Genomic DNA, 25,778 nt, shown 5'->3' on the forward strand with positions numbered 1-25,778 from the left:
GTCGTCTCTCGAACTGCTTCGTGCCCTCACCCGAGTTCGATCGGATCGACCTTCAGATACTCGCGACAGAGGACCGTGGCGTAGCATCCTTTCGGCAACGCGAACGATAGCGCCAGCGGATCCCGTTCGACGGCGAGGTCGGTTCGGACGAGGATCGCGCGCCGGGTTCCCGTAGAGTGAAACTCTCCTGGGAGATCGAAGTCGCCGGGCTCGAGTCCGAGGTCATCCAATACGTCTCGTTCGATCTCGCCCTGTTCGCCGTCGGCGAGTTCCGTCTCGGTGCCAACTAAGGGTGCCGTGACGAACGCGCGACCTCGCTCGCAGTGGCGGGTGACGGATCGAACACGTCGTTCGTCTACGCGCTGTTCTCGATCGACGTCGGGCAACTCGAGTTCGTCGGGCGCGTCTCGGTCGGCGAAACAGACGACGTCGCCCTCGACCGGTCGGTCGAAGGGAAGGCCGCGCTCTAAGCGCTCGCTCAACATCAGGTTGAACGCGTAAGACTGACCCGCGTGAACGAACAGCCGCTGGAGGTTCGACGGCACGCGCTCGAGCGCCGCTCGGTACGTCTCCGGCCCCGGATCGCCCGATTCCTGACTCTGGTGTTCGGCCAGTTCGTGCAACATGGAGCGCTCGTACCGAAGGCGGTTCGGGAACCGCTCGAGCGATTCCTGCCAATCGCGGGTTTCGTCGACGAACCGGCGGGCCTCTTGGGTTCCCTCCGGTTCGGACTCGGCGGGGTTACCGAGATACGCCATTACCGCGCCCTCCCAGTCGTCTCGAGCAATCGCGAGGCCGACTTTGTGCGTGACGGGCCGCCGGCTTCCGAAGCGTTGCTGACCGAAGAAGTTGGGGACCCCGATGGATTGTGCCGGGCCGTCTCCGTCCGCATCCTTTCCGCTGTCGTTCTTCCCGCCGTTATCTCTTCCACCAAACTCGGCGAGTTCGTCGGTGATCGCCGCCGCGTTTTCGGGCCGTTCGGCGTCACTGACGACGAGTTCGAACGCGTTCCCCGCGAGGTCGCCGAACTCGAGCGCTCGGCCCGCCCTCCCGAGAACTTCGATGTCGGCACCGTTCACGTCCGGAAGTTCGTTCCGGTCGGTCTCGTAGACGGAGAAGAGTTGGGTCGTCACGGCGTACTTGTCCTTGGTTCCGGCCCAGTTGATCCGTTCGCGGCTGACCCCCAGCGCGTCCGAGAGCTGGGACGCAAAGTCGTTCGTATCCCAGCCCGTGAGCGTCGCCCGAAAGACGAGGTGCGGATAGGCGTCCGTCGAGGCGTCGACTGGTTCGGTCGAGAACCGCTCGAGTTCGCGCACGCGAAAGTGGTCATCAGCCTCGCGCAAGCGACCGCCGACCCCGTCGGCGTCGCTGACGTAATACTCCATTCCGACGGCGGTTTCGGTTGGATGGGCAGGACGCATTCGTATTGAGAACGGCTTTGGTCGCCGGGACTAAATCGGTTCGTTCTCGAGGCCGAGACCTGGCTCGACATCAAGCGGATCGCTCGAGCCGTCTGCCTGGATCGAATGTCATTTGGTGAAGGGCTTTTAGTTTCTCTCTATGAAGCAGTCCCCGCTCCGGGGTGCACTACTGGTGATGGTCGGCGTACTCGCCGCGTTCATCGCCGTCCCGCTCGCTACCGGCGAGTCCGTGCGGATCGGGACGGTGATCGGCACCGCTCTGGGCTGTCTCGTCCTCCCGGTACTCGCGTATCATCCCGGCCCGCTCGAGGAGCGAACGGCGATCGTCGGCGGAGCCCTGTTGACGGTCGTCCTCGTAAGTGCAGCGCTCTGGCTACACGTGTGACGATCCAGACCAATTGATGCACCCAACGATAGTTGTGCAGATGGTTCTTTGTTCGTGGCGAGGCGTCTTTCACCACAACTGCGTATTCATCACGTATCTCTGGCAATACTTAACAGGTAATTCCACGTGCATGGGGATATGGACCGAACAATCCGGAACAGTCTCATCTCCCTCCTCGCCGGAGGAGGAATCAGCGGCGGTCTCTACTGGCTTGGCGGCTATCTGAGCCTTGCACTTGTGACCGGTCTTTGTTGGGCCTGTGGCCTCAAACTCACCTTTTACGTCGGGCACCTGTATCCGGCATACGCCACGGGCGAAACATGGGCCGATAAACGATGGACGGGACTGAGCGTTGGTCTCGTTACCCTCGCCGCTCTCGTCGGGGTGAGTCCAGTGCTCCCGCTCGTGAATGAACTGCGGCTCGGTCTCGGGTTCCTCGTCACCGGCGTTGGACTCGTCGCATACGCGGCGGGCACACTCGCCGTGTTGGAACGGGTAGCGGGTAATTCGACTGCATCATCCTCGCATTCCGGAACACCGCAGCCTACGGATAGCGATTGACCCCGGCCAGGCAAAGACGTGCGTTCTCTTCCTGTTTCGTACGCAACCAACGTTAGTTATTAACTGAGAGTAGTTGGCATGTGACCGATATAGTGAAGTAAACCACTAGATTCACTCCGCGACGTCGTCGACGAGTTCGCGCACGTACTCGAGTTCGTCCTCCAGCACCGTGTGGCCGACGCCCTGGTAGATCCGTTTCTCGGTCTCGGCCTCGAGGTCGTCGAAGGCCCGAATGGACTCCTCGACCCGTTCGACTGGAATGTGCGGATCCTGGTCCCCGCAGCCGATGAAGACCGGCGTGCCGTCCATCGATCCGTCGTAGTCTCGTGGCGTTCCCTCGGGTCCGATCAACCCGCCCGAGAGGGCGACCACACCGCCGTATCGATCTGCGTTTCGAGCCGCGTACTCCGTCGAGAGACAGCCGCCCTGGGAGAAGCCGAGCAGGATCGTCCGATCGAGCGGGACGCCGGCCGATTCGACCGTCTCGAGGACATCGTCTAGTTTCGTGAGCGCGGAATCGAGATGGGGCTGATTGTCCTCGAGCGGCGCGAGAAACGACTGCGGATACCAGGTACCGCGGTGGGCCTGGGGCGCGATATAGGCGATATCGTCGCGAGCGAATTCGTTCGCAAACTCGAGCATGCCCTGTGCGCGAGCCCCGCGGCCGTGGACGAGGATCATCGCTGCGCTGGCTTCCTCGAGGTCGGCTCCGGCCCGCTCGATCGGCTGGGTTCCGTGCGGATCGTCGATCATAGTCGGTCCAACGGTCCGAACGCCAAAAGACGTTGGTGAATCGGTGATTCGGGTCTGCTGTGCTCGAGCCGTGCTAGGTTTACAAGGTCGTCGGTGGTAGAGCTTCGAGCCGTTTTGAGAGCCACAGGCTCGGAGGATACCGGTTCGGCGCTTCGCGAATTGATCGGTCGAATCCGACGAGTGCGTCGGCTGTGAGACGGCGGATTCCAATGTCAACAGAACCGAAAACGCTCGTTCGACGCGACCCGGAGGAGATCTGGACCGACGGAAATCTGGATGCGATAGACGAAATCTTCGCGGAAACGTTCGTTCTACACGATCCGTCCACGGATGAGAGACAGCAGGGCCCTCAAGAGTACAGAGAGTACGTCGAGACCTATCGAGAAGCATTTCCCGACGTCGCCTACGAGGTCGAAGCCGTGATCGGCGAGGGCGAAATGGTCGCGCTTCGATACACCGCCCAGGGGACCCACGAGGGATCGTTCATGGGGATCGAACCGACCGACGAACGGGTTTCGGTGTCGGGGATGGAGATGTACCGTGTCGAAGATGGAAAGATCGCCGAGATGTGGACGAACTACGACGCGCTGGGCCTCCTTCAGGAAGTGGGGGCCGTCCCGCCGCTCGAGGAGCTCGACGAATCTACGTAGTGAGGCTTGCTTTCGATCTTTCAGCCTCTGTTCGTAGATGCACGCAAGCGGCGGAACCGGTTTCGAACCGGCAGGCGATAAACTCGATACTCTTTTCACTACTCGGTGTTATTACCTAGTTGTATGAGCGAGTTCGAAAAATTCAGCGACGTCGGTGAAGCGGACGTAACGCGAGCGATCGGACAGGAATGGACCGAAGAATTCATGGACTTCTCGGATTCGGACGTCATCATTGTCGGTGGCGGCCCATCGGGCCTGACGGCCGCAAAGGAGCTCTCGGAGCGCGGCGTGAAGGTCATGGTCGTCGAGAAGAACAACTACCTCGGCGGCGGCTTCTGGCTCGGCGGCTTCCTGATGAACAAGGTCACGGTTCGGAGCCCGGCCCAGAAGGTTCTCGACGAACTCGACGTTTCCTACAAGGAATCCCAGGACAGCGAGGATCTCTACGTTGCGAACGGTCCGGAGGCGTGTTCCGGTCTGATCAAGGCCGCCTGCGACGCTGGTGCGAAGATGCAGAACATGACCGAATTCACGGACATCGTGATCCGAGAGAACCACCGCGTCGGCGGTATCGTCATGAACTGGACGCCCGTTCACGCCCTGCCTCGAGAAATCACGTGTGTCGACCCGATCGCCGTCGAAGCGGACCTCGTCATCGACGCGACGGGCCACGACGCGATGGCGGTCACCAAACTCGACGAGCGCGGCGTCCTCGACGCGCCTGGCATTCAGGATGCCCGCGACCGCGGCGAGGTCATGGACCAGACCGACAGCGACACCTACGGCGCACCCGGCCACGACTCGCCCGGCCACGACTCGATGTGGGTCGGCGAGAGCGAGGACGCCGTCGTCGAACACACCGGCCTCGTCCACGAAGGCCTGATCGCGACCGGAATGGCGACCGCAACGACGTTCGGACTACCGCGCATGGGCCCGACGTTCGGTGCCATGCTCGTCTCCGGCAAACGCGCGGCCCAGGTCGCCCTCGATGAGCTCGAGGTCGACGCCGAACCGGTCGAACTGAGCTCCCGAGCGGCGCCCGCTGACGACTGAACCCGCGATGGATCGAGTCGTCCTGTATCGAGCGCCGACGACCGAAGCGCAGGTCGAGGAGATCGCAGGCTGGCTCGAGGAGCGCTTCGAATCCTCGGTTGGAGCGGATGTCGTCGTGCGGGATCGGTTTCTCGACGTTCATCGAACCGACGAGTTGGCCGAGCGGTTCGCGAAAGCTCGAGTGCTCTCGCCGTACGATCGCAAAACGGGGAACACGATGCTCGGCACGATCCGCTACGAAGAGCGAGCGCTCGAATCACCTGATCGGGCAGGGGGTGTACTATACGACGGACTGCAGGTCCAGCGAGCGCTCAACGACGCGCTTGCACCCGAAGAGCGGAGTCTTGAGACGCTTCACGTCGCGATCCTCGACCGGGCGATCGGAACCTGGGGTGATCACGACGGCCGATGGCACAAGCGAGTGAACGTGCCCGGCCAGCCCGGAATCGTCTCCGTGCCGGGGCTGTACGAGGCCCCAGCAAAGCCCGAGAGTTATTACAAGGAACAACAGCGCCACGCGATGCTCTCGGGAGATACACCGCCCCGAGAGGTCCTCGAAAACCGCGTCGAGGGTGACTTTTTGATCGAAAACGACCCGCGCACGACGGACGCGCTGTGTGGATACGTGCTCCAGACGGTTCATTACCTCCTGACGGGAGAGCCCTTCTGTGAGGAGGAGAGCTGTCGGTTGTTCAACGCCCACTACCACGAGGACCTGATCGAGGCGCAACTTCGAGAACCCGAATTCTGTAAAGCCCACGCATCCACCTACGATTGATACTGTCGGCTGTACCTCTGTGAAGATTCTCGCATCCCCTGAGGCGATGAGAATCGTGAACGGCGTATAGCCGACAGTACGACGGTCGGTCCGATTCCGCTCGCAACCAGCGAACCGTCTCGGTTTGATTTGGAACTGCGGACCGACTCGATTTGACTCGCGAAGGCGGTCTCCTCCTCGCTTTCTCGCGGACGGCCGGAACCGCTTTACTTCCTCACGCGCCACCGAATTCGGTGCACATTTTTACGTCGATGCCGACCTACCAACTATAAATGAGTGATGAATTTACGCTGTCGATTCCCGTTCGGTTTCGCGATATCGACCGACTGAATCACGTCAATAACGCGGTGTATTCGACGTATCTCGAAGAGGCCAGGTTCGCCTATCTCGAGTCGGTACTCGACGTCGACATCACCGAGTTCGAACTCGTCATCGTCAACCTCGAACTCTCCTTTGCACGCCCAATCTCGCTCGACGACGAACTCGAGGTCGCGGTTTCGATAACCGAACTCGGCGAAACGAGTTGGACGATGACCTACGAGTTCCGGGTCGACGGAGACGTCGTAGCGACCGGCAAGACGACGAACGTCCACTTCGATCCGGAAAGCGAGCAACCCGAACCCCTTCCCGACGAGATCCGGGAACCGATACTCGAGCACGAGTCGCTCGAGTGAGAGACTGCGCACCGATTTCGACGTTTTGAGTCCCGATCGGCAGTCGAGCTACGGTGAGTGATCGATCAATTGAACGCAGCTATTATGTGTGTCATTCTCTTACATTAGAGTATTATGCCCACATCCATCTGTCAGGATGAAAATGAGAGGGTCGAGCACAGGGATCGCGTTTTCACCGCGCTCTCGGCCGAGCCGCGAAGACAGGTCCTGATTTCGCTCCTGAATGCCAGTCCGGAGGAGTTCGTCGAACTCCCCGGAGCCGCAACCTCTCCGGCTCTCGACTGTGAGTTACGGGAGCTTCGATCCCGACTGATTCACCGTCACTTGCCGGTGTTAGAGGACTACGAATTCGTCCGCTGGGAAATGGATCCGTTTCTGGTCCGACGAGGCCCGAAATTCGAACAGGTCGGCGACGTCATAGCGGTCCTCCTCGACCAGCCCGAAACGGTTTCGGTTCAGTTCGTCACCGGGTACGGGCAACTCGATCGCGATCTCAGGACGGAGTGAACGATTGCAAGACCGCTGGTATATCCCGGCTCTCGAGTTGATCGGCTCAGCAAAACGGTCGTAGCCGGAACCTATTCGAGTCGACCACCGGTCAAGCGCACGACGCCGAAGGCGTGGGTTTCGTGGGCGACTGCAACGGCGTTCTCCCGAAGTTCGTCGTGGGCTTTTCCGATGCGTTCGTCCAGCCGCTCGGTCGGCGGCTTCTCGTAGCGAAGCTTCGTCGTCGGCGGCGTCGAAAGAACCGTGATAGCGTGAAAAACGGCGTTTACTGGCGGCCCGTACCACCGTCTGCTTCGGGCGGCATTGACGAGTACGAGGTGGCCGCCGCTTCCGACGAGTTCGCACCAGTCGTCGACCGCGCCGTCGGGATCCGAGAGCATGCCGACGACGAACGTTGCGATCACCGCATCAACGGGGCCGGAAATCGGCGGCATCGTCGCATCTCCGCGAACGACGTGTACGTTTTCGTACGGTGCGGTCAGGTCGCGGGCTCGTCGGAGCACTGGCTCGGTAAAGTCGATGCCGACCACAGCCCCCTCCGGACCGACCGCTTCCCGAAGAAAGGGAAGGTTTGCACCCGTCCCACACCCCATCTCGACGACCGTGTCGCCCGGCTCGAGTCGACAGGCGCTGGTCGCTCGTCGCCGAAGCGTCGCGATTCCGGGCGTTTTGCGAGCGAGCAGGTCGTACAACTGCGCCCACCTCCCGTAGAATGCTTGGGCGTCCCCCGATCCTGTTTTGGTCATCCTCGTCTCCCCCAACGTCAGCCGCCATCCTTAAATTAACGAGCGAACCGTATCAGCGACTGATTCTGGGTCCGGGCCGAGTACGTACGTGATCGGTTCGATCCCCATCCCGCCGGTCTGGTAGAGTACCGTCGCATCCGGATTCGCGTCGATCGCTCCACCGATGCTTGAGGTGATGTCGGCCGATTCGTCGAACTCGGCGATCGCATGCCCTTTCGATGCAAGGGTTTCGACGATGTCCCGATCGTACTTGATGTTGGCCGCAGCCGAGACGTCGGCTCCGTGTCGACGCGCCGCGAGCAACACCGTTGCGACGTGCTCGGAAACCCCGAACTCCGGGCCGCCGGGGACCGTCGCTTTTCCCTTCACATCGAACACGCGACCGGGAACGCCCGCGACATCGTCCACTCCATCGGCGTCGGGCGTGCACGCCACCAGATTCGAACCGACCGCGGGAATCAATCCCGAAAAGCCGCTCGTGTTCTCGAGGATGCGAAGCCCTCGCCGGAGCGAGGAGAGAACGCGTTCGCTCGCCCGAAGATCACTTTCCGGATCGTGGACGCGGAAACTGGATTCGTACTCGGCGAGTTCCGGAACCTCCTCTTCGTGAACCCGTGCGAGGACGTCCCCGCCACGTTCGAGTTCGCGAACCAGAACCTCGAGTTCGATGAGCGCCTGCACTGGGGTCGTATCGCCCGTTGCGAGCCCCTCTCCGAGTTCGGCGACGAGGCTCTCGACTCGCTCGTCAGTTGCGACCAACTGGTTTACGGTTACGTCTCCGTGAGCGTACTTCGAAACGGCACTCTGGCTGATTCCGAGCACGGTTGCAACTTCACTCTGCGTAAGCCCCCGTTCGCGTAGTTCACCGGCTAACATCGATCGAACTGTCGGCAAGAATTCTTCGACGACGATCTCTTCGACGAATTTCATCTGTTGACCCGGTCTAGGGAGCGACGTGGGATAACTGTGGCTCACTGCTGTGGGATTCGTGTACTCTCGACGGGGGCACAACGCCTCGAATCGAAAGGAAATCCATCCGGCTCAAGATTCATTCCGGGCGTTTCTATCTCCGAAAATTCGCTTGTACGCCTTCAGTGTAATCCATATCGTGAATTTCGATGCGTGTCCCATCTGCTCGTCCGTCGGTGATCGAAAACGACCAGCCGTGAGCGATGGCGATCGCCCTAATTATTTCGAGCCCGAACCCGGTTTTCGCATCATGCGAGACGTCGCGTTTTTGCAATTGGGTACGTTTGGCCGGTCGGATCCCAGGGCCATCGTCTTCGACGTATATCCCGTCCTCGGTCGTTCCGACCCAGATAGTAACCGACGAACCGCCGTGCTCGACGGCGTTGCAAAAGAGGTTCTCGAAGACCTGTGCAAGGAGGGTTTCGTCGGCAACGAACGAGCGAGAGGATTCGACCTCGAGCGAAGCGTCGGCGGTCGGCGTCTGCGCCCACGCGTTCGTTGCGACATCCGCTAGCGCGACCTGCGTGAGGGAACTGACGCGCTGTGTCCGCGCGAATTCGAGTATCGAATCGACCATCTCGATCATTCGGTCGGTACTTTCTTGAATCGCTTCAATCGCGCTGGGGTTCGTTCCGGGCGTCCGCAACTGTTCGGTATAGCCGTCGACGATATTGAGCGGGTTACGAAGGTCGTGAGAGAGCGCGTTCACGATCGTTTCGAGCTGCTCGATCTGTCGATCCCGCTGGAGTTCGGCTTGTTTACGGGTCGTGATATCGATATGCGTGACGATGCCGTATCGGTTGTCGTCGTATGTGGCCGTGGTCGCGTCGAGAAGAAACCAGCGCTGATCGTCCGGTGGATGGCACGGATACTCGAGTCGGAAGCGCTCGCGATCGGCAGATAACAACTCTTCGAGGCCGTTTGCGACTGCAGTCGCGGTCGGGTGGTCGGCCTGCCGACAAACCGTCAAATAATTTTCGCCGACCCAGTGGACGTCGTGGGCCGAACTGTTCGCATCCCCGAACGCCATCCACGAGTCGTTCGCGAAGATGATCTCGCCCGTCGCATCCAACAGCGCAATCTCGAACGGGAGGGCATTGAAGCTAACCTGGAGCAGATCGGTGTCGACTACGGGACTCACTCTTGTTCTCTAGAAACACTAGTCAGGAAAAATAGCTGTCGGCCATCACAGCGAGTTCAGGTAGCGATGGCTATCGTCAATCCGTTCGCCCGAGTTGATCGCCGCCGAACTCGTCGTCGCTCTGGATCCGCGAGGCCTGCGGACCGTCCTGATCCTGATACTTCGATCCGCGGTCGCTCCCGTACGGTCGATCGGCCGGGGTTTTGAGTTCCGTAAACGTCAGTTGCGAGATCCGCATTCCCGGCGTCAGGGCGACCGGAGCGGAGCCGAGGTTCGACAACTCGAGGGTGATCTGCCCGCGATACCCCGGATCGCAGAGGCCTGCTGTGGCATGAACTACCACCGCAAGGCGACCCAGCGACGAGCGCCCCTCGACGTGGGCGATGAGATCCGCGGGGATTTCGACGCGTTCGTGAGTCGTTCCGAGGACGAAATCACCCGGATGGAGGATGAAGTCGTCGTCGTCATCAACGACCGTCTCGGTCACGTACTCGTCAACTTCTCCCTCGGAGGTGGGGTGGATGCAGGGGATGTTCGTCCGCTGGAATTCGAGGAACTCCCGTCCGAGTCGCATATCGACGCTCGCCGGCTGGATCTGGAGTTCGTAGTCGTCGATCGGGTCGATAACGAGGTCGCCCTCCTCGAGGCGCTCGAGAATATCCGCGTCGGAAAGGATCATGTGCGAGCACTCGAGTGGAGGGGATTAAAAGTCACTGAAAGGCGGCCTCGAGAGCGCCGCGGGTGTGGCGAACAGCCGGCAGTATACTATCGGGCTACAGCGCGTCCTCGATATCCGATTCGACGCCGTCGTCGGATAACGGCTCGTCGACCGTTTGGCCGTCGACGACGACCGTTGGAGTGGCCTGAACGCCAGCATCTTCGGCCCGCTCTTTTTCCGCTTCCAACTCGTCTCTGAAACGTCCGTCCTCGACGGCTTCGACTACCTGTTCCCCGTCGACACCGACATCATCTGCAACCGCTCTGACGTCGTCCAGCGAGTACTCGCCAAAGTGCGTGTAAATGTTCTCCGTAAACTCCCAGAACGCGTCGTCGTCCCCCTGTTCTTGAACGGAGCGGGCCGCGCTAGCGATTTCCCACGACCACTCGTTGTCCGCCGGTATCGGAAAGTCGCGTTGTTCGTACCGGATCTGTCCGGAATCGATGTACGCCGCTTTGATATCGGGATAGACGTTCGTCTTGTAACTCGCACACCCTCCGCATCCATAGTCCTCGAACGCCATGACCGTAACATCCGCGTCCGGATCGCCCGCAACCGCAATCGGGAGCTCCGAGTCACCCTCGAGTGCTATTTCGTCCGCGCTCGAGCCAAAACAGCCGGCGACGGCGACGGCGGTACTCGTAAGCGCCGTTGCAGTGAACGTACGGCGTGAGATATCCATGTCTCTGCTAGCGACTACGCCGTGAAATATGTAGTGACAGCGGCTTTCTGAATCTGTTTCTCGTCACCACATCTTAATCAGGAATTCTGTTCACGACTCAAGACTAACCGCCGTTCCTATATCGCTCGCTCTCGAGACGTACGATATGAAACAGGCCATCGTCGCGCGGACCGACATCGGGATGGGACAGGGAAAACTCGCCGCGCAGGTCGCACACGCCTCGCTGTCGGCATACGAGAAAGCCGACAAACGAACCCGTCGGGAGTGGAAAAACAGCGGGCAGAAGAAGATCGTTCTCAAGGGAAGCAGCGAACGCGAACTCCACGAACTCTCCGAGATTGCCGAACACAAAGGGATCGTGGAAGCGCTCGTCCGCGACGCGGGACACACCCAACTCGAGCCGGGGACCGTGACCGCACTAGCCGTCGGTCCAGCAGAAGCGGATCTCGTCGATCGCGTAACGGGCGAATTGCCGCTGTTTTGAACGGTGGATAGCGAAACGGCTCCGGCTCTCGAGGTCGTCAAATGCAGGCGGTCTCCCCACCAGTCCGGTTTTCCTCCCAAGAAATATCGAGTACACATCCAGAACGCTGAAGGAACCACCGAACGAAACTCCGCAGGATGAAACGTCGCGCGTTTCTCGTCCTTGCGGTCTGTCTCCCTGGCTGTGTCGGCAACGGCGAGGAGATACAGGAACCCGAGGACATCGAAATCATCTGGGATAGCCTGATCCGGGACAATCCCGGAACTGAGGAGGAACGCGTCTACGTTTGGGGAGTCGCCAGAAACGTCGGGGACCGAACGCTGAACTACGTCGAGATTCGGGCGACGTTTTTCGACAACGACGGGGAGGAATTAGAGAGCGTCATCGAAAACGTTCAGGAAGACGTCAGCGCCGACGAGGAGTGGGGATTCGAAATCGAATTCCCCGATTTCGGCGAACGCGCCGCGGAGGTCGAGGAGTACGAACTCGAGCCAGCCACCGGCGTCTGAGAGACAACGGATCGAGCACATGGACCAAACCCGACAGCAAGACCCCATCACAACAGTCTCGAGTGGAGCAGCCATCTCGAATGGCCTGTCTCCACCGAGCGGTCTGTCACCCTCAAGCGGCCCGTTGCCCTCGAGTGGCTATTCGACCGTCTGGATCGGATTGTGCGTCTGGGCCCTCTCTTATGTCGACTCCCGCCGCTCGGAGCAGTTTCGGGAATCACTCTTCGAGGTGAGGTGCTGAGATGGGCGACGGAAGCGGAAACGGAGATGGTTCCGAGGTCGACGCGACCGATCTCGAGGATGATGGTTCGGAAAGCGGTTGCTCCTCGGGCCACGATCAGGAACGGGAACTCGAGGAACGGACCGACGAAAGGAGTTCGTTCGCAGTCGCCGGCGAGAGCGGCGACCCGGGCGGGGTAGATGGGGCGACCGATCACGATACGGGCGTGTCGACGCTCGCGAAGCAGGGGAGCATCACCTTTATTGGGAACGTCGTCAACGGCGCGATGGGGTTTGCGATCGTCATGTTGATGACGCGGTTCGTGAGCCCTTCGGTGTACGGCCTGTTCGTGCTCGCCACGTCCGTCATCCTGTTCATGCAGGTGTTTGCGAATCTCGGACTCCCGTTGGCGATCGATTACTTCGTCCCCCAGTACTTGGACGAGGGCGAGCGGGGGAAGGCCAAGGGCGTCATCGTGCAGGTCACCGCGACGGTGCTCGTGACCTCTTCGATCGTTGCGCTCGTACTTGCGGCGAGTTCCGGCTACGTCGGCGAGTTCTTCCAGGAGCCGTCGATGCAGATCGCACTCTTGCTGTTGAGCGTGACGATCCCGATGCTGGCGATCTACAACGTCTTGCTCACCTCCTATTACAGCATCAAGAAGCTCCAGTACCGAGTGATAATGCGCGACCTCGTTCGACCGCTGGTCCGGTTTACCGTGACCGCGGCGCTCCTGTTGGCGGGGTTCGGTCTGCTCGGGCTGATTGCCGGATACATCGTCGGCCTGTTTATCGCCATCACGATCGGTTCGATGGTCTTTACCTACAAAGCCTGGGACCTGCTCTCGACGAAGCTCGAGTTCGTCGCGCCGAAGCCGTTGTTGACCTACTCGGTTCCGCTGGCGATGACGAGCGTCGTCTTCGTCCTGATGGGTCACGTCGATTACTTCGTCCTCGGCTTCTTCCTTGACTCGGACGACGTGGGAATCTACAGGGTCGGCTACATGCTCGGCTCCGGGCTGATGATCATCTTCAACTCGCTGTCTCCGGTGTTCAAACCGCTGATCGCCGAGACTCGAGAGGACACCGAACTGGTCAACGAACGGTTCCGGGTCGCCGCACGGTGGATTGCAGGGCTGACGCTCCCGATCGCGATCACGCTCTCGCTCGGTGCGAGTTCCTACCTCGCGGTGTTGTACACGCCCCAGTACAGCGAGGCGAGCGCCGTCGTCGCGCTGCTCGCGCTCGCGTTCCTGTTCAACGTGACCTTCGGTGGCCCTGACGGCACGTTGCTACAGGGGATGGGCTACTCTCGGGTCGTCTTCGCGAACACGCTCGTCCTCTTCGGCGCGAACTTCCTCGTCTCGCTGACGCTCGTCCCGCTGTTCGGGATGGAGGGGGCGGCAATCGGGTCGGCGACGGCGCTCTTTCTCGTCGGCGGGCTGACCATCGGCGAACTCTACTACCTTGACCGCGTTCACCCGTTCACGCGGGATTTCGGCAAAATCGTTTTCGCCGGTATTCCCGCGACGATCGCCGGGGCCCCGGTGGTCTATTTCATCGACTCGGATACCATCATCGTCGCGTTGCTCCCGATCGTCGTCTTGGCGGCCTACATCTTTACGCTCCTCACGACGGACGCGTTTACCGATGACGACGCCCAGATGGCGGCTGAATTCAGCCCGGCGATCGAAAAGTGGCTTCCCGCAGGTCCGTGGAACCGGTGAGAACAGCCCCATAACCGAATAGCGGCTGGAAAAGCGAATCCGAGATTCAGTTTCCGTCGAAGAGCGCACCCGGCGCGTCGATATCGATCGACGCGACGCGGGCGACATCCCACAGGGTCGTCCCGTTGCTCGTTACGACGGGAATACCCAGATCGCCCTCGAGTCGGTCGACCGCGGCGAGCGATCGGTAGTTCGTACACGAAATGAAGAGCCCGTCAAGCGACGCGCCGTCCGCCAGCGTTGTCGCCTGTTCGTACGCGTCTTCGGGCTCGAGCGTCCCAATTTCGGTGTTCGATTCGATCCAGCGACCGTCGATGGCGACGACGTCGAAACCCCCTCCTCGAGAACTTCGACTTCGCGCTCGTCCAGCGCGTCGGTGTACGGCGTGACGACCCCGACGCGTTCGATTTCGAGTTCGGAGAGCGCCCGCACGACGGATCGGGCGGTCGCGACGGCGGGAGCGCCCGCGGCGTTCTCGAGGCGCTCCTCGAGTTCCACGTCGAAGCCGGGGCCGTGAAGCAGACTACCGGTGGTGAAGGCGTCGGCGACCGCGTCGACATCGGCGTGTTCGAGTAGCCCCGCCGCGCGAACCGCACCGTCGCTCATCGTGTCGAGTTCGTCGACGGTGACCGACTCGAGGGCCATTCGGGCCGAATGGATCGTGACGCTCTCGGCCGTCGTCCGCTCGAACTCGGGTTCTACTGTCGTGTTCGACGAGGGGACGATCAGGCCGATGCGGTCCCGGTCATCGGTACCGCCGTTGCAGTAAGGGTCCGAGTCACGCATCTCTCTCGCCGTCGCGATACGCTTTCTCGTCCGCCCGATCGCGCTCGATTGCGGCCTGCTCCCGATCGTCTGGATCGCCGTGACCGCCGCCGCCGGGCGTTCGAACTGTCACCGTCGTTCCGGCGGGAACGTCGACTGTCGTCTTCGCGGCGACCGCCGTACCGTCGGCGTCTGTCGTCCCGCTTTCGTCGCCCGGGTCGTCGCCGCTATCTGACTCGAGGCCGTCCGGTTTTTCGATATCGTCCGGCAACTCGAGCAGATTTTGCCCGCACGAACCATCCTCCCCGCCGGCGACCCCGGCGGGCGCATGTCGACGGCGCTCGGTGAGCAGGGAAACCGTCGACTCAGTTTCGACCGTCACGGCGCGCTCGAGTCCGAGACCGCCGCGGAATTTCCCCTTCCCGCCGCTTCCGGGCCGGAGGGCGTAGCGTTCGACCCGCATCGGGTACTCGGTCTCCATCGATTCGATCGGCGTGTTGAGCGTGTTGGTCATCCCGACCTGGACGCCATCCATTCCGTCCGCGCCGGCTCGAGCGCCGAACCCGCCGGCGATCGTCTCGTAGTAGGTAAAGGAGCCGTCTCGAGCGCCGATGGTGAGATTGTTCATGGTCCCCTGCCCCTGCGCGGGGACGCGGTTGGGGGCGGCCTTCGCGAGCGCGGTGAAGACCACGTCGGTGACCCGCTGGCTGGTCTCGACGTTTCCGCCGACGACGGCCGCGGGCGCGGTTGGGTTGAGTAATGATCCTTCAGGGGCGTCGACGGAGACGGGTGCATAGCAGCCGTCGTTCGGCGGAATTTCGGGGTCGGTGATACACCGAACGACGAAGTAGACCGCACTCTTAGCGACCGCGATCGGTGCGTTCAGGTTCCCTTCGACCTGTTCTGCGGTTCCGGAAAAATCGACGTCGATCGACGCGCCGTCGACCGTAACCGTCGTCTCGATTCGGACGTCTTCGTCGGTGATCCCGTCGCCCTCGAGCACGTCGCTGGCCTCGTAAACGCCGTCGGGTAACTCCTCAACCTCGCTTACGATGCGTTCTCGAGAGTAGTCGATGACGGCGTCGAAGCCGGCCAGCACGGTCTCCCGCCCGTGCTCCTCGATGAGCGAGGCGACGCGCGCTTCGGCGCGCTCGTTCGCCGCGAGCTGTGCGCGAAAGTCCGCTCTGCGCTCTCGGGCGTTGCGAACGTTCGCGAGGACGAGCGACTGGACGTCAGATCGGATCTCGCCGTCCTCGACGAGCCGAATCGGCGGCAGTCGAAGCCCCTCCTGATAGATCTCGCGGGCCCCGGCGGGCATGCTTCCGGGGGTCATCCCGCCCACGTCGGCGTGGTGCGCTCGAGAAACCGCGTAGCCGACGATCTCGTCCTCCGGAGCGATCGGCGAGACCATCGTCACGTCGGGCAGGTGCGTGCCGCCGGTGAACGGGTCGTTGAGAACGAACACGTCGCCTGGTTTCGGATCGTGCTCGCGAACCGCCTCGACGGCTTCGGGCATCGCCCCGAGGTGAACGGGGATGTGTTCGGCCTGGGCGACCATGCGACCCTCGGCGTCGAACAGCGCCGTCGAGCAGTCGCGTCGCTCCTTGATGTTCGGCGAGTAGGCTCCGCGGATCAGGGTCTGGCCCATCTCCTCGGCGGCACTCTCGAGTTGATTTCGCAGTACCTCCAGGGTGATCGGATCGATTGCTGAGTCGGTCATCTGTTTCGCTGGCTGATGTGCGCTCATCGGACTATTCCCCACCGTCTGCGTTCGCCTGCGTCATGACGAGCGTGCCGTCCTCGAGGATCTCGCCCGTCCACTCGGGCGGAACGACGGTCGTGCTTTCGGCTTGCTCGAGGACCGCGGGGCCCTCGACCGGCGCGCCCGGCTCGAGTCGATCCCGTTCGTAGACGGCGGTTTCGTGCGTGCCGTGGCCGGGAAAGTGGGCGTCCCGAGTGCCGATTCGGGCGTCGCCCTCGCCGTCGTGGCGGACCAACGGGTCGGGGCCGTCGACGGTCGCGCTCGCGCGCAAATTGACGACCTCGATAGCCTCGTCCATCGCGTAGCCGTAGGCCTGCTCGTGGACTTCGTGGAACCGCTCGGCGACCGCGGACGGGTCGAACTGCTCCCCTGCAGAGACGGACAGTTCGAAGCTTTGCCCGGCGTACCGGCAGTCGGCGGTTCGTTCGATCCGAGCCGCATCGGTATCGGAGGCGTCGGCCAGCACGTCCGAAACGAGTCCGTCGTAGACGTCCTCGAGACGCGACGGATCGGCGGTCTCGAGATCGACGCCGACCGTCCTCACGGCGTCGTAGCTCTCGTCGGCCGCGAGCAGGCCGAACGCCGAGAGAACCCCGCCGGGACGGGGGACGACGACGCGGTCGACCTCGAGACTCTCCGCGAGCGATGCGGCGTGCATCGGCCCCGCACCGCCGAAGGCGACGAGCGCGAACTCCCGCGGGTCGTGACCGCGCTCGACGGTGACCGAGCGGATCGTCCGGGTCATTGTCGCGTTGGCGACGCGGTAGACGCCGCGAGCCGCCTCGAGTGCGTTCTCGAGCCCGGCTTCATCCGCGAGCCGTTCCAGCGCGTCGTGGGCGGCCTCGACGTCGAGCGTGAACTCCCCGCCCAGGGCGGTCTCGGGGCCGATGTATCCCAGCACGACGTTCGCGTCCGTTACCGTGGGTTCGGTGCCGCCGCGGCCGTAGCAGGCCGGACCGGGCTGAGCCCCCGAAGATCGAGGGCCGACCCGGAGTGCGCCGCCCGCGTCGACCCAGGCGATCGACCCGCCGCCCGCGCCGACGGTGTTCACGTCGACCATCGGCGTTCGGATCGGGAGCCCGTCGATTTCGGAATCGGTCGTCCGTTCCGCTTCGCCGTCGCGGACGAGGCTCACGTCGCTCGAGGTGCCGCCCATGTCGAAGGTGACGAGCCCCGAAACGGCGTCGTCGTCCACCGTGGCGGCGGCACCGACCACGCCCGCGGCTGGTCCCGAAAGCGTCGTCGTGACGGCCTGCTCACGAACCGTTTCGGGGTCCGCGATGCCGCCGTTGGCCTGCATGATCCGCGGCGCGGGGATGCCCGCTTCGGTTGCCTCCTCGACCAGCCGGCCGACGTAGCTGTCGATCGCCGGGCGGACGTAGGCGTCGACGGCCGTCGTCGAGGTTCGCTCGAACTCGCGGAACTCGGCGAGAACTTCGTGAGACGCCGACACCGGCACCTCGAGTTCCTCGCGAAGCACGTCGGCGACGACCCGCTCGTTCTCGGGGTCAGCGTAGGCGTGAAGCAGACAGATCGCGACGCTCTCGATGTCGCGCTCTCGCAGGGTCGCTGCGAGTTCCCGAACGTCCTCCTCGTCAACTGCTCGTTCGACGCCCGAGGGAGTCGTTCGCTCGTCGAGTTCGTACCGTCGACGGCGCGGAACGAGCGGCTCAGGCTTTTCGGCCTCGAGATCGTACAGGTCGGGTCGGTCCTGTCTGCCGATCTCGAGCACGTCCCGGAACCCCTCGGTCGTGACCAGCGCGGTCTCCGCGCCGCCGCGCTCGAGCAGGGCGTTAACCGAGACGGTCATCGCGTGTGCGAACTCGTCGATCTCGCTCGGCTCGATACCCGCGCGGTCGCAGGCCTTTTCGATTCCCTCGAGGACGCCGACGCTCTGGTCGTCCGTGGTGGGCACTTTCGCCGTAACGAGTCGATCCTCGACCGAGAGTGCGACGTCCGTGAACGTGCCGCCCACGTCGACGCCGACTCGAGTGTCGGTCGGGCTCGAGGATCGGCGTTTCCCGCCCTTCGATTTCGTTCCGTCGCGGTCTCGATCCGATGCGCCTTCGTCCGTCATGGCTGATTCGTTCATGTGAATGTCGGTAAACGTGGTGATTAGATGCCCAGAAGACCGGTGATCGCGTCGAACAGCGTTTGCAGACCGATGACGACGACGACCAACGTGACGAGTCCGCCCAGCACGTTTTGTAGCGTGCTGTTGGTGTACTCTCCGAGTAAGGATTCGTTGTTCATCGCGTAGATCAGGAAGATCGCGAGGATGGGCAAGAGAATACCGTTCATCGCCTGCGCGAAAAGGATCACTTCCAGGGGGCTGTAATCGAGTGCTGAAAAGACGGTCCCGACGCCGAGTATCGTGACCCAGATCGCACGGAATCGCGTGGAGGTGAGGTCGCGTTCCCATCCCAGTGCGCCGGCAGTAGCGTACGCACCAGCAAGCGGCGCGCTCATTGCACTCGTAAAGCCGGCGGCGAACAGCCCGATCGCGAAGAATGTGAGCGCGTAACCGCCGAAGGCGGGCTCGAGCTGGTCAGCCATTTCGCCGATATTCTCGATTCCCGACCCCTCCGGAAACACCGCAGCAGCCGTCACGACGATCGAGGTCGTGATGATTCCGCCGAGGACGACCATCGCGATCGTATCCGTCCGACACTCCGCGAGGTCGCTCGGGCCGTCCCAGCGCTCTTGGACGGTGCTCGCGTGAAGGAATAGATTGTATCCGACGACGGTCGTCCCGATGAGCCCCGCGATGAGATACGCGGACCCCTCCGGAACCGTCGGCACGAGTCCGCCCGATATCGCGCCGATATCCGGTCGAACCATGATCGCGTTGACGATGAAGGCCAGCCCCATGACGGTGACGAGGCCGACGAACACCCGCTCGATCAGTTTGTAGTTTCCTGACCAGAGCAATGAACCTGCGGCGATTCCGATGAGCGGCCCCCAGACGTTCTCGCTCACGCCGGTGATCGTGCTCAAACCCGCAGCACCACCGACTATGTTGCCGGTCTGGAACGCCGCCGTCCCGAGACCGATCGCACCGACGACAAGGGCGACGGTAACGACCTTGACGAGTAGGTTCGACGACTCGTTCCGAAGCGCTTCTCCGAGCCCTTCTCGAGAGACCAGTCCGAGCCGCGCGCTCATCTCCTGCAGGACCATCGTTGCGATGATCGAGAACGCAATCGTCCACAGCAGGAGGTAAGCGTACTCCGCGCCGATGACGCTTGCCGTCGTTACAGTACCTGGTCCCACGAACGCCGCCGCGACGAGCGCCCCCGGACCGATTGCCTTGAGTCGGTTGACGATACCCATGTTCGATATACGCTCACATCCCTCTCCGTAACCACCAAAAGGGTTGTTGAGAAGCGGTCATACGGCTCGATACAGTACCGGTGATTGGACGAAATCTGTATGAGAGTGTATGGTTTCGTGTGAGAAAGTATGATATTGTATGAGTTCGTATGATCTCGTCTGCGTATGAAGATGTGTGGTCAGAACTCCACTTGTCGACTCCGGTCAACTGGCTCGGCCGGGTTCGGCTACTCGCCTTCGTTCTGCTCGCCTGCCGGCCGCTCGGTAATAAACACCTTCGAGAGCCCCTGATCGATCTCGATGTCGACCGGAAGATCGACCGTACTTCGTTCGATGAACCGCGTCATGAACCAGCGGATCGGTTCGGACGCGAAGACGATCTGGTAGACGCCATCCTCCTGGGTTCGAACGCCAAGAAACCCACAAAAGGACAGCCACTCGAGGAGCTCTTCCACGCTGTCGAAGCGCTCGGCGTACTCTCGAGCGTGGTAGTCCGAGACCCGGTCGGCGGCCTCGACGAACGCTGGATCCGGGTCACCGTCCTCGTAGAGGTGTTCGAGAAAACAGTGCAGAAAGTCGACATCGAGTAGAACGTGCTCGCCCGAAGAAAGCATCTGGTAGTACTGCTCTAGGTTGTCGCTGGGCCGACCGCTCGCGGCTTCGAAGTTCGCCGCGTAGAACGCGAGCGCCCGTCGGACCACCTCGCTCTGGCCGTTGTCCGTCTGGGACATGAGCGTCTCGAGTGCTGTTTCAGCGTCGTCGTCGAGAGAAACCGTCATACGGCGGGTCATAGGTGCGGAGAGGAATTCCAGAGGGATAACTGTCCGCAACCGGACTCGAGCAGTGTTCACGACTCGAGTATTTTTCAACTCGGGGACGTTCACGTCGTATTTCGAAACTCGACGAAGTTCGATCTCGAGTCGACACGGCGCATCTCGAGCCACCTTGCGCACGCGAGCGCCCATCGCACGCACACCCGCGTAGTCTTGCGATTTCAGGCGAGTTTCGGCGAAAGGGTTATCCCAATCTCGGTCGTACCGAGCGATCATGCTCGAGAAGTTCCTTGTGGGGGGTGAGCGACCGTGGAGCTGATTATTACGGAGAAGGACAACGCTGCGCGGCGAATCGCCGAAATACTGAGCGGCGACTCGATGGACTCGAGTCGAAAGAACGGAGTGAACGTCTATGAGTGGGGCGGCAAGCGCTGCGTCGGCCTTTCGGGCCACGTCGTCGGGGTTGACTTTCCGCCGGAGTACTCTGATTGGCGAGACGTCGAACCCAAGGAGTTGATCGACGCGAGCGTCGAAAAGACCGCGACGAAAGAAAACATCGTCGCGACGCTTCGGATCCTCGCGCGCAAAGCCGAACGGGCGACGATCGCGACCGACTACGACCGCGAGGGCGAACTCATCGGCAAGGAAGCCTACGAGATCGTCGAGGAAGCCAACGACGAGATCCCGATTCGCCGGGTGCGGTTCTCCTCGATCACCGAAAACGAGGTCCAGTCGGCGTTCAACGAACCCGACGAACTCGACTTCGACCTCGCCGCCGCCGGCGAGGCCCGCCAGATCATCGATCTCATCTGGGGAGCGTCGCTCACGCGATTCCTCTCGCTTTCTTCGGGCCAACTGGGCAACGACTTCATCTCGGTCGGTCGAGTCCAGTCGCCGACGCTCAAACTGATGGTCGACCGCGAGCGCGAAATCGAGGCCTTCGATCCCGAATCCTACTGGGAACTGGTCGCCGATTTGGCGAAAACCGACAGCGATGACGGTGCCGAGGCCGACGGCGAGAGCGGCGAGGACCCGACCGCCCCGTTCGAAGCCCAGTACTTCTATCGCGACGAAGACGATAACGAAGCCGAACGCGTCTGGGACGAGTCGACCGCAGAAGGAGTCTACGAGACGCTCTCGAGCGCTGACTCGGCCACGGTCGTCGACGTCAACGGTCGCAGCCGGACGGATTCGCCGCCAGCGCCGTTCAACACCACTCAGTTCATCCGCGCAGCGAGCGCGATCGGCTACTCCGCCAAGCGGGCGATGTCCATCGCGGAGGACCTCTACACTGCCGGTTACATTACCTATCCCCGAACGGACAACACGGTCTACCCGGACGACCTCGAGCCCGACGCGCTCTTGGACGAGTTTGTCGGCCACCCGACGCTGGGCGAGAGCGCAGAATCGCTCCTCGAGGACGACGAGGAAATCGTTCCGACGGAAGGCGATGAAGAGACGACCGATCACCCGCCAATTCACCCGACGGGAGAGATTCCGTCCCGGGGCGGCGACGTCTCAGACGACGAGTGGGAAGTGTTCGAACTCGTCGTTCGGCGCTTCTACGCGACCGTCGCGGACCCTGCGGAGTGGGAACACCTCAAGGTCGTCGCGGAGGTCGACGACGAAGAGCGACTCAAGGCAAACGGCAAGCGTCTCGTCGAACCCGGCTACCACGCCGTCTACCCGTACTTCAACACCTCCGAAAACTTCGTTCCCGCCGTCGACGTAGGCGAGGAGCTCTCGCTATCCGATGCCGAACTCGAGGCCAAGGAAACCCAGCCGCCGCGTCGATACGGCCAATCTCGGCTCATCGAGACGATGGAGGATCTGGGTATCGGAACGAAGTCGACCCGCCACGAGACGATCGAGAAGCTCTATGACCGTGGCTACATCGAGAGCGATCCGCCGCGGCCGACGCGACTCGCGATGGCCGTCGTCGGTGCCGCGGAGGACTACGCCGACCGCGTCGTCAGCGAGGACATGACCGCCCAGCTCGAGGCGGACATGGACGCCATCGCGAACGGAGAAGCGTCGCTCGAAGACGTCACCGACGAGTCCCGAGAGATGCTCGAGGACATCTTCGCGAGCCTCGCCGACTCCCGCGAAGAGATCGGCGACCAGCTTCGCAAGTCGCTCAAGGACGACAAGCGCCTCGGACCGTGTCCCGAATGCGGCGAGGACCTGCTCGTTCGGCGCTCGCGCCACGGCTCCTATTTCGTCGGCTGTGACGGCTATCCCGACTGTGAGAACACGCTCCCGCTCCCCTCGACGGGCAAGCCGCTGATCCTCGAGGACGAATGCGAGGACCACGGCCTCAACGAGGTCAAGATGCTCGCCGGACGACAGACGTTCGTTCACGGCTGTGCGCTCTGTAAGGCCGAAGAGGCTGGCGAAGGGCCGACGCTGGGGGCGTGTCCAGAATGCGGAGACGAACACGATGGGGAGCTTGCGGTAAAGACCCTCCAGAGCGGCTCGAGGCTCGTCGGCTGTACTCGCTATCCGGACTGTGAGTACTCGCTACCGCTTCCCCGCCGCGGCGAAATCGAGGTCACCGACGAACGCTGTGAGGAACACGACCTGCCGGAACTGCTCGTCCACAACGGCGACGAACCGTGGGAGCTTGGCTGTCCGATCTGTAACTACCGCGAGTTTCAGGCTCGAGAAGCCGACAGCGGTTCGGACCTCGAGGCGCTCGAGGGGATCGGCGCGAAGACCGTCGAAAAGCTGGCGAACGCGGGAATCGAAGACGTGTCGGATCTCTCTGATGCCGATCCGGATGCCGTCGCCGAGAGCGTCGACGGCGTGAGCGCGGACCGAGTTCGGACGTGGCAGGCGAAGGCCTAACCCCATCAGGCGGTCGCCGTTGAAGCTGTAACTCCGGTTTTGGTTCCGCGTTACCGTTCACTTATCGAATTCCGTCTCGTCGTGACTGACGGCGACGTTGCGCGACGGGGATTTTTTATTGGACACATCAGCGTCTTCGACGGCGGATCGAATCGAGCGGAGTTCCGCGAGAATCTCCTCGAGAACCTCCTCGTCGGGCCGTTCGTCCGCTCCCTGCTCGTCCGAGCGGTAGCGACTGATCATCGCTTGTACCTGTTTTGGGGATCGAACAGAGGAAAAGCGCATCTCGACGCCGGCTCCGCCCGCGGTGCTGATCCCGACGTGGCCGTACCCCATGACGTTCCCGACCGCGGTCTGGGTGTAGGAGCTGTTTTGCACCTTTTCGAAATCGACTCGTTTGACGTCCCTCGAGAAGACGCCGCGTTTCTTGTAGAGCGCACTCGAGGTAACGACGTAATCGGTTCGACTGACGCGCAAGACTGCCCAGAGAGCGACGGGAAGCGTCACGATCGACAGGACCGCCATCGCGACGAGCCCGGCAGATACCGAGAACGGGAACAATGCCAGCGTGCTCAGCGGTAGTAACAGGAGTGCCACAACCGGTGTGATCGTCCGCCAATCCGGTCCGCCGATCCAGTGGACTGACTCACCGTCCTCGAGCGATAGCCACTCGAGATCCGTCGTCGAACCGGGTGAATCAGCGGGCTCTGAGCTGATTACGATTCCATCGGATTCGTCTGATTTGGGAGATGTCATCGTGTGCGTTCAATCTGGCTGCTGCTACCGTGTCCATTCGTCCCGTCGTCGTGTACGTTTCGTCTCGTGATTGTGCTAGCTCGGAACGGCTAGGACAAACCGCTCCGATTGTTCAGGGAACCTGTTCGCGCTTTTTCGAAAGGACTGTCCGGTCGAACGAACAGACCAGGTCGTCGTCCTGATTGAAGGCTTCGACGCGCATCGTGACGACGCCGCGGTCGCCGTCTGACGTTTCTCGCTTCTCGGTTATTGTCGATTGGGCGCGAATCGTATCGCCGTGAAAGACGGGTTCGGGATGTTCCACATCGTCGTAGGAGAGGTTCGCGACGATCGTTCCGTCGGTCGTTTCCGGAATCGAAATACCGACCGCCAGCGACATCGTGTAGAGCCCGTTAACGACCCGCTCGCCGAACTGAGTGTCCTCGGCGAATTCGGAATCGAGGTGCAACGGCTGCTGGTTCATCGTCATGTCACAAAAGCGCTGGTTGTCGCTCTCGGATATCGTCCGCCGGCGCTCGTGCTGGATGGTTTCTCCGACCTCGAGTTCCTCGTAGTAGAGTCCGGTCATACCAGAGACATAGGTGGGGGCCCCAAAGAATGTCAGTGGGGATCGGAGAACTCTTCGATGTAGTCCGTTGGGTATGGAAAGTCCCCACGGATGGGATCCATCAAATTTCATTGCCCAACACATTTCAATAGATCATAATTATTAAATAGACAGGAGCGGTTCCCGTAGACGGAAATCGCATAATGGTAGGAAGATATTGTCATGAGAAGCGTGCCGGGGTATCCACTGACCGATCCGAACGAAGTAACATTCATCGAAGCAAGATTGTGAAGGCCGAAAGATGAATAGAAAAACAATCGCGTCACTAGCTGTTCTTGCGGTGATACTTCTTTCAGGATGTCTTCATATGACTGCGACAGTCGAAGTTTCCCCGGACGGCGACCTCGAGACGATGGCAGTCGAAATGGAGATGGATGAGATTATCTACAACGAACTCGAGGCTGAAGCTCAGGAGGAAGGGTACGACTCAGTTGAGGCAATGCTGGAAGACGATATGCTAGACGACGCTGACGACGAGTACTACGATGACGTGAGTTCATCGACCAAGGAACTCGATGATGGAGATTATCTCGTGACTGTCAGTGCCGACAATGTTGACCCTGATGGATCGGACGATATCGACGTCACAGTTGAGGACGATATGATCGAGTTCGAGGATAGCGGCATCATGGACGATACCGGCGGAGATGAAGGCGATGAGATGGACGAGTTTGACAGTCAGATTACCGTCGAGTACGAACTGATCATGCCTGGCGAGATTCAGGACCACAACGCAGACGAAATAAGCGATGATGGAACGACAGCAACGTGGGATCTGGTAAACTCGAACGAGGACTCGGTGTATGCGGAGAGTGAAATCGACGACGACGGAATGCCTGGCTTCGGTGTTTCCGCAGGCCTTCTGGCGTTGTTGGTCGCAGTCGCCAGTCTCGGACTGTATACGCGGTCTTCCTGACCGTCTGTGACGAACGAGACGTATCGAGACTGATTTTTTGGC

25 protein-coding genes and 1 pseudogene are annotated in these 25,778 nt (G+C 61.5%); 12 read left to right on the top strand and 14 right to left on the bottom strand.

The annotated features are described in order from the left end of the window. Positions 1–26 precede the first annotated feature (26 nt). Positions 27–1,421 carry a tRNA pseudouridine(13) synthase TruD gene (gene truD, locus QNM96_RS00800; protein ID WP_283834102.1) on the bottom strand — a complete coding sequence of 465 codons (1,395 nt, stop codon included), beginning with the start codon at positions 1,419–1,421 and terminating at the stop codon, positions 27–29. 139 nt (positions 1,422–1,560) lie between these two features. Here truD and QNM96_RS00805 point away from each other — a divergent pair, with 139 nt between their 5' ends. Beyond that, positions 1,561–1,806: a hypothetical protein gene (locus QNM96_RS00805; protein ID WP_283834103.1), complete on the top strand. Its 246-nt coding sequence runs from the start codon at positions 1,561–1,563 to the stop codon at positions 1,804–1,806. A 138-nt stretch (positions 1,807–1,944) separates the two neighbouring features. Then, complete coding sequence (locus QNM96_RS00810; RefSeq protein ID WP_283834104.1) at positions 1,945–2,367, top strand: sterol desaturase; 423 nt, start codon at positions 1,945–1,947, stop codon at positions 2,365–2,367. Between the two features lie 111 nt (positions 2,368–2,478). Here QNM96_RS00810 and QNM96_RS00815 read toward each other — a convergent pair whose 3' ends face one another. Next, positions 2,479–3,120, bottom strand: coding sequence for an alpha/beta hydrolase (locus QNM96_RS00815; RefSeq protein WP_283834105.1), 642 nt, complete (start codon positions 3,118–3,120; stop codon positions 2,479–2,481). A 209-nt stretch (positions 3,121–3,329) separates the two neighbouring features. Between QNM96_RS00815 and QNM96_RS00820 the strand changes: the two genes are divergently transcribed. The 5 genes from QNM96_RS00820 (at position 3,330) to QNM96_RS00840 (ending at position 6,782) form a co-directional block, all read left to right on the top strand. After that, entirely contained in the window at positions 3,330–3,770 is a 441-nt protein-coding gene (locus QNM96_RS00820) for an ester cyclase (RefSeq protein WP_283834106.1), read from the top strand. A gap of 123 nt (positions 3,771–3,893) precedes the next feature. After that, complete coding sequence (locus QNM96_RS00825; protein ID WP_283834107.1) at positions 3,894–4,823, top strand: sulfide-dependent adenosine diphosphate thiazole synthase; 930 nt, start codon at positions 3,894–3,896, stop codon at positions 4,821–4,823. A 7-nt stretch (positions 4,824–4,830) separates the two neighbouring features. Further along, positions 4,831–5,601 carry a DUF6775 family putative metallopeptidase gene (locus tag QNM96_RS00830; protein WP_283834108.1) on the top strand — a complete coding sequence of 257 codons (771 nt, stop codon included), beginning with the start codon at positions 4,831–4,833 and terminating at the stop codon, positions 5,599–5,601. Positions 5,602–5,873: 272 nt separating this feature from the next. Then, on the top strand, positions 5,874–6,275 hold the full coding sequence (locus tag QNM96_RS00835; protein WP_283834109.1) for a thioesterase family protein: 402 nt from the start codon (positions 5,874–5,876) through the stop codon (positions 6,273–6,275). Between the two features lie 114 nt (positions 6,276–6,389). Beyond that, a complete protein-coding gene (locus tag QNM96_RS00840) occupies positions 6,390–6,782 on the top strand; it encodes a hypothetical protein (protein WP_283834110.1) in 393 nt (130 codons plus the stop codon). Between the two features lie 71 nt (positions 6,783–6,853). Here the strand turns inward: QNM96_RS00840 and QNM96_RS00845 are convergent, their stop codons facing one another. The 5 genes from QNM96_RS00845 to QNM96_RS00865 form a co-directional block, all read right to left on the bottom strand. Next, positions 6,854–7,528: a class I SAM-dependent methyltransferase gene (locus QNM96_RS00845; RefSeq protein WP_283834111.1), complete on the bottom strand. Its 675-nt coding sequence runs from the start codon at positions 7,526–7,528 to the stop codon at positions 6,854–6,856. A 30-nt stretch (positions 7,529–7,558) separates the two neighbouring features. After that, entirely contained in the window at positions 7,559–8,458 is a 900-nt protein-coding gene (locus tag QNM96_RS00850) for a thiamine-phosphate synthase family protein (protein ID WP_283834112.1), read from the bottom strand. Between the two features lie 133 nt (positions 8,459–8,591). Beyond that, the gene (locus QNM96_RS00855) at positions 8,592–9,638 is read right to left on the bottom strand and encodes a HAMP domain-containing sensor histidine kinase (protein WP_283834113.1); all 1,047 of its coding nucleotides are present in this window, start codon (positions 9,636–9,638) and stop codon (positions 8,592–8,594) included. A gap of 76 nt (positions 9,639–9,714) precedes the next feature. Further along, positions 9,715–10,317 carry a dCTP deaminase gene (gene dcd, locus QNM96_RS00860; RefSeq protein ID WP_283834114.1) on the bottom strand — a complete coding sequence of 201 codons (603 nt, stop codon included), beginning with the start codon at positions 10,315–10,317 and terminating at the stop codon, positions 9,715–9,717. Between the two features lie 94 nt (positions 10,318–10,411). Continuing rightward, entirely contained in the window at positions 10,412–11,038 is a 627-nt protein-coding gene (locus QNM96_RS00865; RefSeq protein WP_283834115.1) for a thioredoxin domain-containing protein, read from the bottom strand. A 145-nt stretch (positions 11,039–11,183) separates the two neighbouring features. Between QNM96_RS00865 and pth2 the strand changes: the two genes are divergently transcribed. The 3 genes from pth2 to QNM96_RS00880 all read left to right on the top strand — a co-directional run bounded on the left by pth2 (position 11,184) and on the right by QNM96_RS00880 (position 13,977). Beyond that, positions 11,184–11,522 carry a peptidyl-tRNA hydrolase Pth2 gene (gene pth2 / locus QNM96_RS00870; RefSeq protein WP_283834116.1) on the top strand — a complete coding sequence of 113 codons (339 nt, stop codon included), beginning with the start codon at positions 11,184–11,186 and terminating at the stop codon, positions 11,520–11,522. A 137-nt stretch (positions 11,523–11,659) separates the two neighbouring features. Then, a complete protein-coding gene (locus tag QNM96_RS00875; protein ID WP_283834117.1) occupies positions 11,660–12,031 on the top strand; it encodes an FxLYD domain-containing protein in 372 nt (123 codons plus the stop codon). A 242-nt stretch (positions 12,032–12,273) separates the two neighbouring features. Next, positions 12,274–13,977: a flippase gene (locus QNM96_RS00880; protein WP_283834118.1), complete on the top strand. Its 1,704-nt coding sequence runs from the start codon at positions 12,274–12,276 to the stop codon at positions 13,975–13,977. Positions 13,978–14,023: 46 nt separating this feature from the next. Here the strand turns inward: QNM96_RS00880 and QNM96_RS00885 are convergent. From QNM96_RS00885 to QNM96_RS00905, 5 genes and pseudogenes are all read right to left on the bottom strand, one after another. After that, a pseudogene (locus QNM96_RS00885) lies at positions 14,024–14,763 on the bottom strand (maleate cis-trans isomerase). Beyond that, positions 14,756–16,462, bottom strand: coding sequence for a hydantoinase B/oxoprolinase family protein (locus QNM96_RS00890; RefSeq protein WP_283834119.1), 1,707 nt, complete (start codon positions 16,460–16,462; stop codon positions 14,756–14,758). Before QNM96_RS00890 ends, QNM96_RS00885 begins: the two are co-directional and overlap by 8 nt. A gap of 31 nt (positions 16,463–16,493) precedes the next feature. Beyond that, positions 16,494–18,596 carry a hydantoinase/oxoprolinase family protein gene (locus tag QNM96_RS00895; protein ID WP_283834120.1) on the bottom strand — a complete coding sequence of 701 codons (2,103 nt, stop codon included), beginning with the start codon at positions 18,594–18,596 and terminating at the stop codon, positions 16,494–16,496. 23 nt (positions 18,597–18,619) lie between these two features. Next, the gene (locus tag QNM96_RS00900; protein ID WP_283834121.1) at positions 18,620–19,837 is read right to left on the bottom strand and encodes an Nramp family divalent metal transporter; all 1,218 of its coding nucleotides are present in this window, start codon (positions 19,835–19,837) and stop codon (positions 18,620–18,622) included. A 227-nt stretch (positions 19,838–20,064) separates the two neighbouring features. Continuing rightward, positions 20,065–20,628, bottom strand: coding sequence for a CopG family transcriptional regulator (locus QNM96_RS00905; protein WP_283834122.1), 564 nt, complete (start codon positions 20,626–20,628; stop codon positions 20,065–20,067). A 291-nt stretch (positions 20,629–20,919) separates the two neighbouring features. On the opposite strand from QNM96_RS00905, the gene QNM96_RS00910 reads away from it, so the two are divergent. Further along, positions 20,920–23,457, top strand: a complete 2,538-nt coding sequence (locus QNM96_RS00910; protein ID WP_283834123.1) for a DNA topoisomerase — start codon at positions 20,920–20,922, stop codon at positions 23,455–23,457. 57 nt (positions 23,458–23,514) lie between these two features. Here the strand turns inward: QNM96_RS00910 and QNM96_RS00915 are convergent, their stop codons facing one another. Both QNM96_RS00915 and QNM96_RS00920 read right to left on the bottom strand, forming a co-directional pair. Further along, complete coding sequence (locus QNM96_RS00915) at positions 23,515–24,213, bottom strand: PH domain-containing protein (protein WP_283834124.1); 699 nt, start codon at positions 24,211–24,213, stop codon at positions 23,515–23,517. Between the two features lie 112 nt (positions 24,214–24,325). Continuing rightward, positions 24,326–24,781 carry a MaoC family dehydratase gene (locus QNM96_RS00920; protein WP_283834125.1) on the bottom strand — a complete coding sequence of 152 codons (456 nt, stop codon included), beginning with the start codon at positions 24,779–24,781 and terminating at the stop codon, positions 24,326–24,328. A 346-nt stretch (positions 24,782–25,127) separates the two neighbouring features. Here QNM96_RS00920 and QNM96_RS00925 point away from each other — a divergent pair, with 346 nt between their 5' ends. Further along, positions 25,128–25,736, top strand: coding sequence for a hypothetical protein (locus QNM96_RS00925; protein WP_283834126.1), 609 nt, complete (start codon positions 25,128–25,130; stop codon positions 25,734–25,736). The last annotated feature ends 42 nt before the right edge of the window (positions 25,737–25,778 follow it).

It is taken from the genome of Halostagnicola sp. A-GB9-2 (genome assembly GCF_030068615.1).
GTDB lineage: Archaea > Halobacteriota > Halobacteria > Halobacteriales > Natrialbaceae > Halostagnicola.

Coding starts and splice junctions, on each gene's coding strand:
- QNM96_RS00820 (WP_283834106.1), top strand. CDS start 3,330: ATGTCAACAGAACCGAAAACGCTCGTTCGACGCGACCCGGAGGAGATC.
- QNM96_RS00880 (WP_283834118.1), top strand. CDS start 12,274: ATGGGCGACGGAAGCGGAAACGGAGATGGTTCCGAGGTCGACGCGACC.
- QNM96_RS00920 (WP_283834125.1), bottom strand. CDS start 24,781: ATGACCGGACTCTACTACGAGGAACTCGAGGTCGGAGAAACCATCCAG.
- QNM96_RS00915 (WP_283834124.1), bottom strand. CDS start 24,213: ATGACATCTCCCAAATCAGACGAATCCGATGGAATCGTAATCAGCTCA.
- QNM96_RS00905 (WP_283834122.1), bottom strand. CDS start 20,628: ATGACCCGCCGTATGACGGTTTCTCTCGACGACGACGCTGAAACAGCA.
- QNM96_RS00840 (WP_283834110.1), top strand. CDS start 6,390: ATGCCCACATCCATCTGTCAGGATGAAAATGAGAGGGTCGAGCACAGG.
- QNM96_RS00825 (WP_283834107.1), top strand. CDS start 3,894: ATGAGCGAGTTCGAAAAATTCAGCGACGTCGGTGAAGCGGACGTAACG.
- QNM96_RS00900 (WP_283834121.1), bottom strand. CDS start 19,837: ATGGGTATCGTCAACCGACTCAAGGCAATCGGTCCGGGGGCGCTCGTC.
- dcd (WP_283834114.1), bottom strand. CDS start 10,317: ATGATCCTTTCCGACGCGGATATTCTCGAGCGCCTCGAGGAGGGCGAC.
- QNM96_RS00815 (WP_283834105.1), bottom strand. CDS start 3,120: ATGATCGACGATCCGCACGGAACCCAGCCGATCGAGCGGGCCGGAGCC.
- QNM96_RS00805 (WP_283834103.1), top strand. CDS start 1,561: ATGAAGCAGTCCCCGCTCCGGGGTGCACTACTGGTGATGGTCGGCGTA.
- truD (WP_283834102.1), bottom strand. CDS start 1,421: ATGCGTCCTGCCCATCCAACCGAAACCGCCGTCGGAATGGAGTATTAC.
- QNM96_RS00850 (WP_283834112.1), bottom strand. CDS start 8,458: ATGAAATTCGTCGAAGAGATCGTCGTCGAAGAATTCTTGCCGACAGTT.
- QNM96_RS00810 (WP_283834104.1), top strand. CDS start 1,945: ATGGACCGAACAATCCGGAACAGTCTCATCTCCCTCCTCGCCGGAGGA.
- QNM96_RS00845 (WP_283834111.1), bottom strand. CDS start 7,528: ATGACCAAAACAGGATCGGGGGACGCCCAAGCATTCTACGGGAGGTGG.
- QNM96_RS00890 (WP_283834119.1), bottom strand. CDS start 16,462: ATGACCGACTCAGCAATCGATCCGATCACCCTGGAGGTACTGCGAAAT.
- QNM96_RS00925 (WP_283834126.1), top strand. CDS start 25,128: ATGACTGCGACAGTCGAAGTTTCCCCGGACGGCGACCTCGAGACGATG.
- QNM96_RS00895 (WP_283834120.1), bottom strand. CDS start 18,596: ATGAACGAATCAGCCATGACGGACGAAGGCGCATCGGATCGAGACCGC.
- QNM96_RS00865 (WP_283834115.1), bottom strand. CDS start 11,038: ATGGATATCTCACGCCGTACGTTCACTGCAACGGCGCTTACGAGTACC.
- QNM96_RS00830 (WP_283834108.1), top strand. CDS start 4,831: ATGGATCGAGTCGTCCTGTATCGAGCGCCGACGACCGAAGCGCAGGTC.
- pth2 (WP_283834116.1), top strand. CDS start 11,184: ATGAAACAGGCCATCGTCGCGCGGACCGACATCGGGATGGGACAGGGA.
- QNM96_RS00875 (WP_283834117.1), top strand. CDS start 11,660: ATGAAACGTCGCGCGTTTCTCGTCCTTGCGGTCTGTCTCCCTGGCTGT.
- QNM96_RS00835 (WP_283834109.1), top strand. CDS start 5,874: ATGAGTGATGAATTTACGCTGTCGATTCCCGTTCGGTTTCGCGATATC.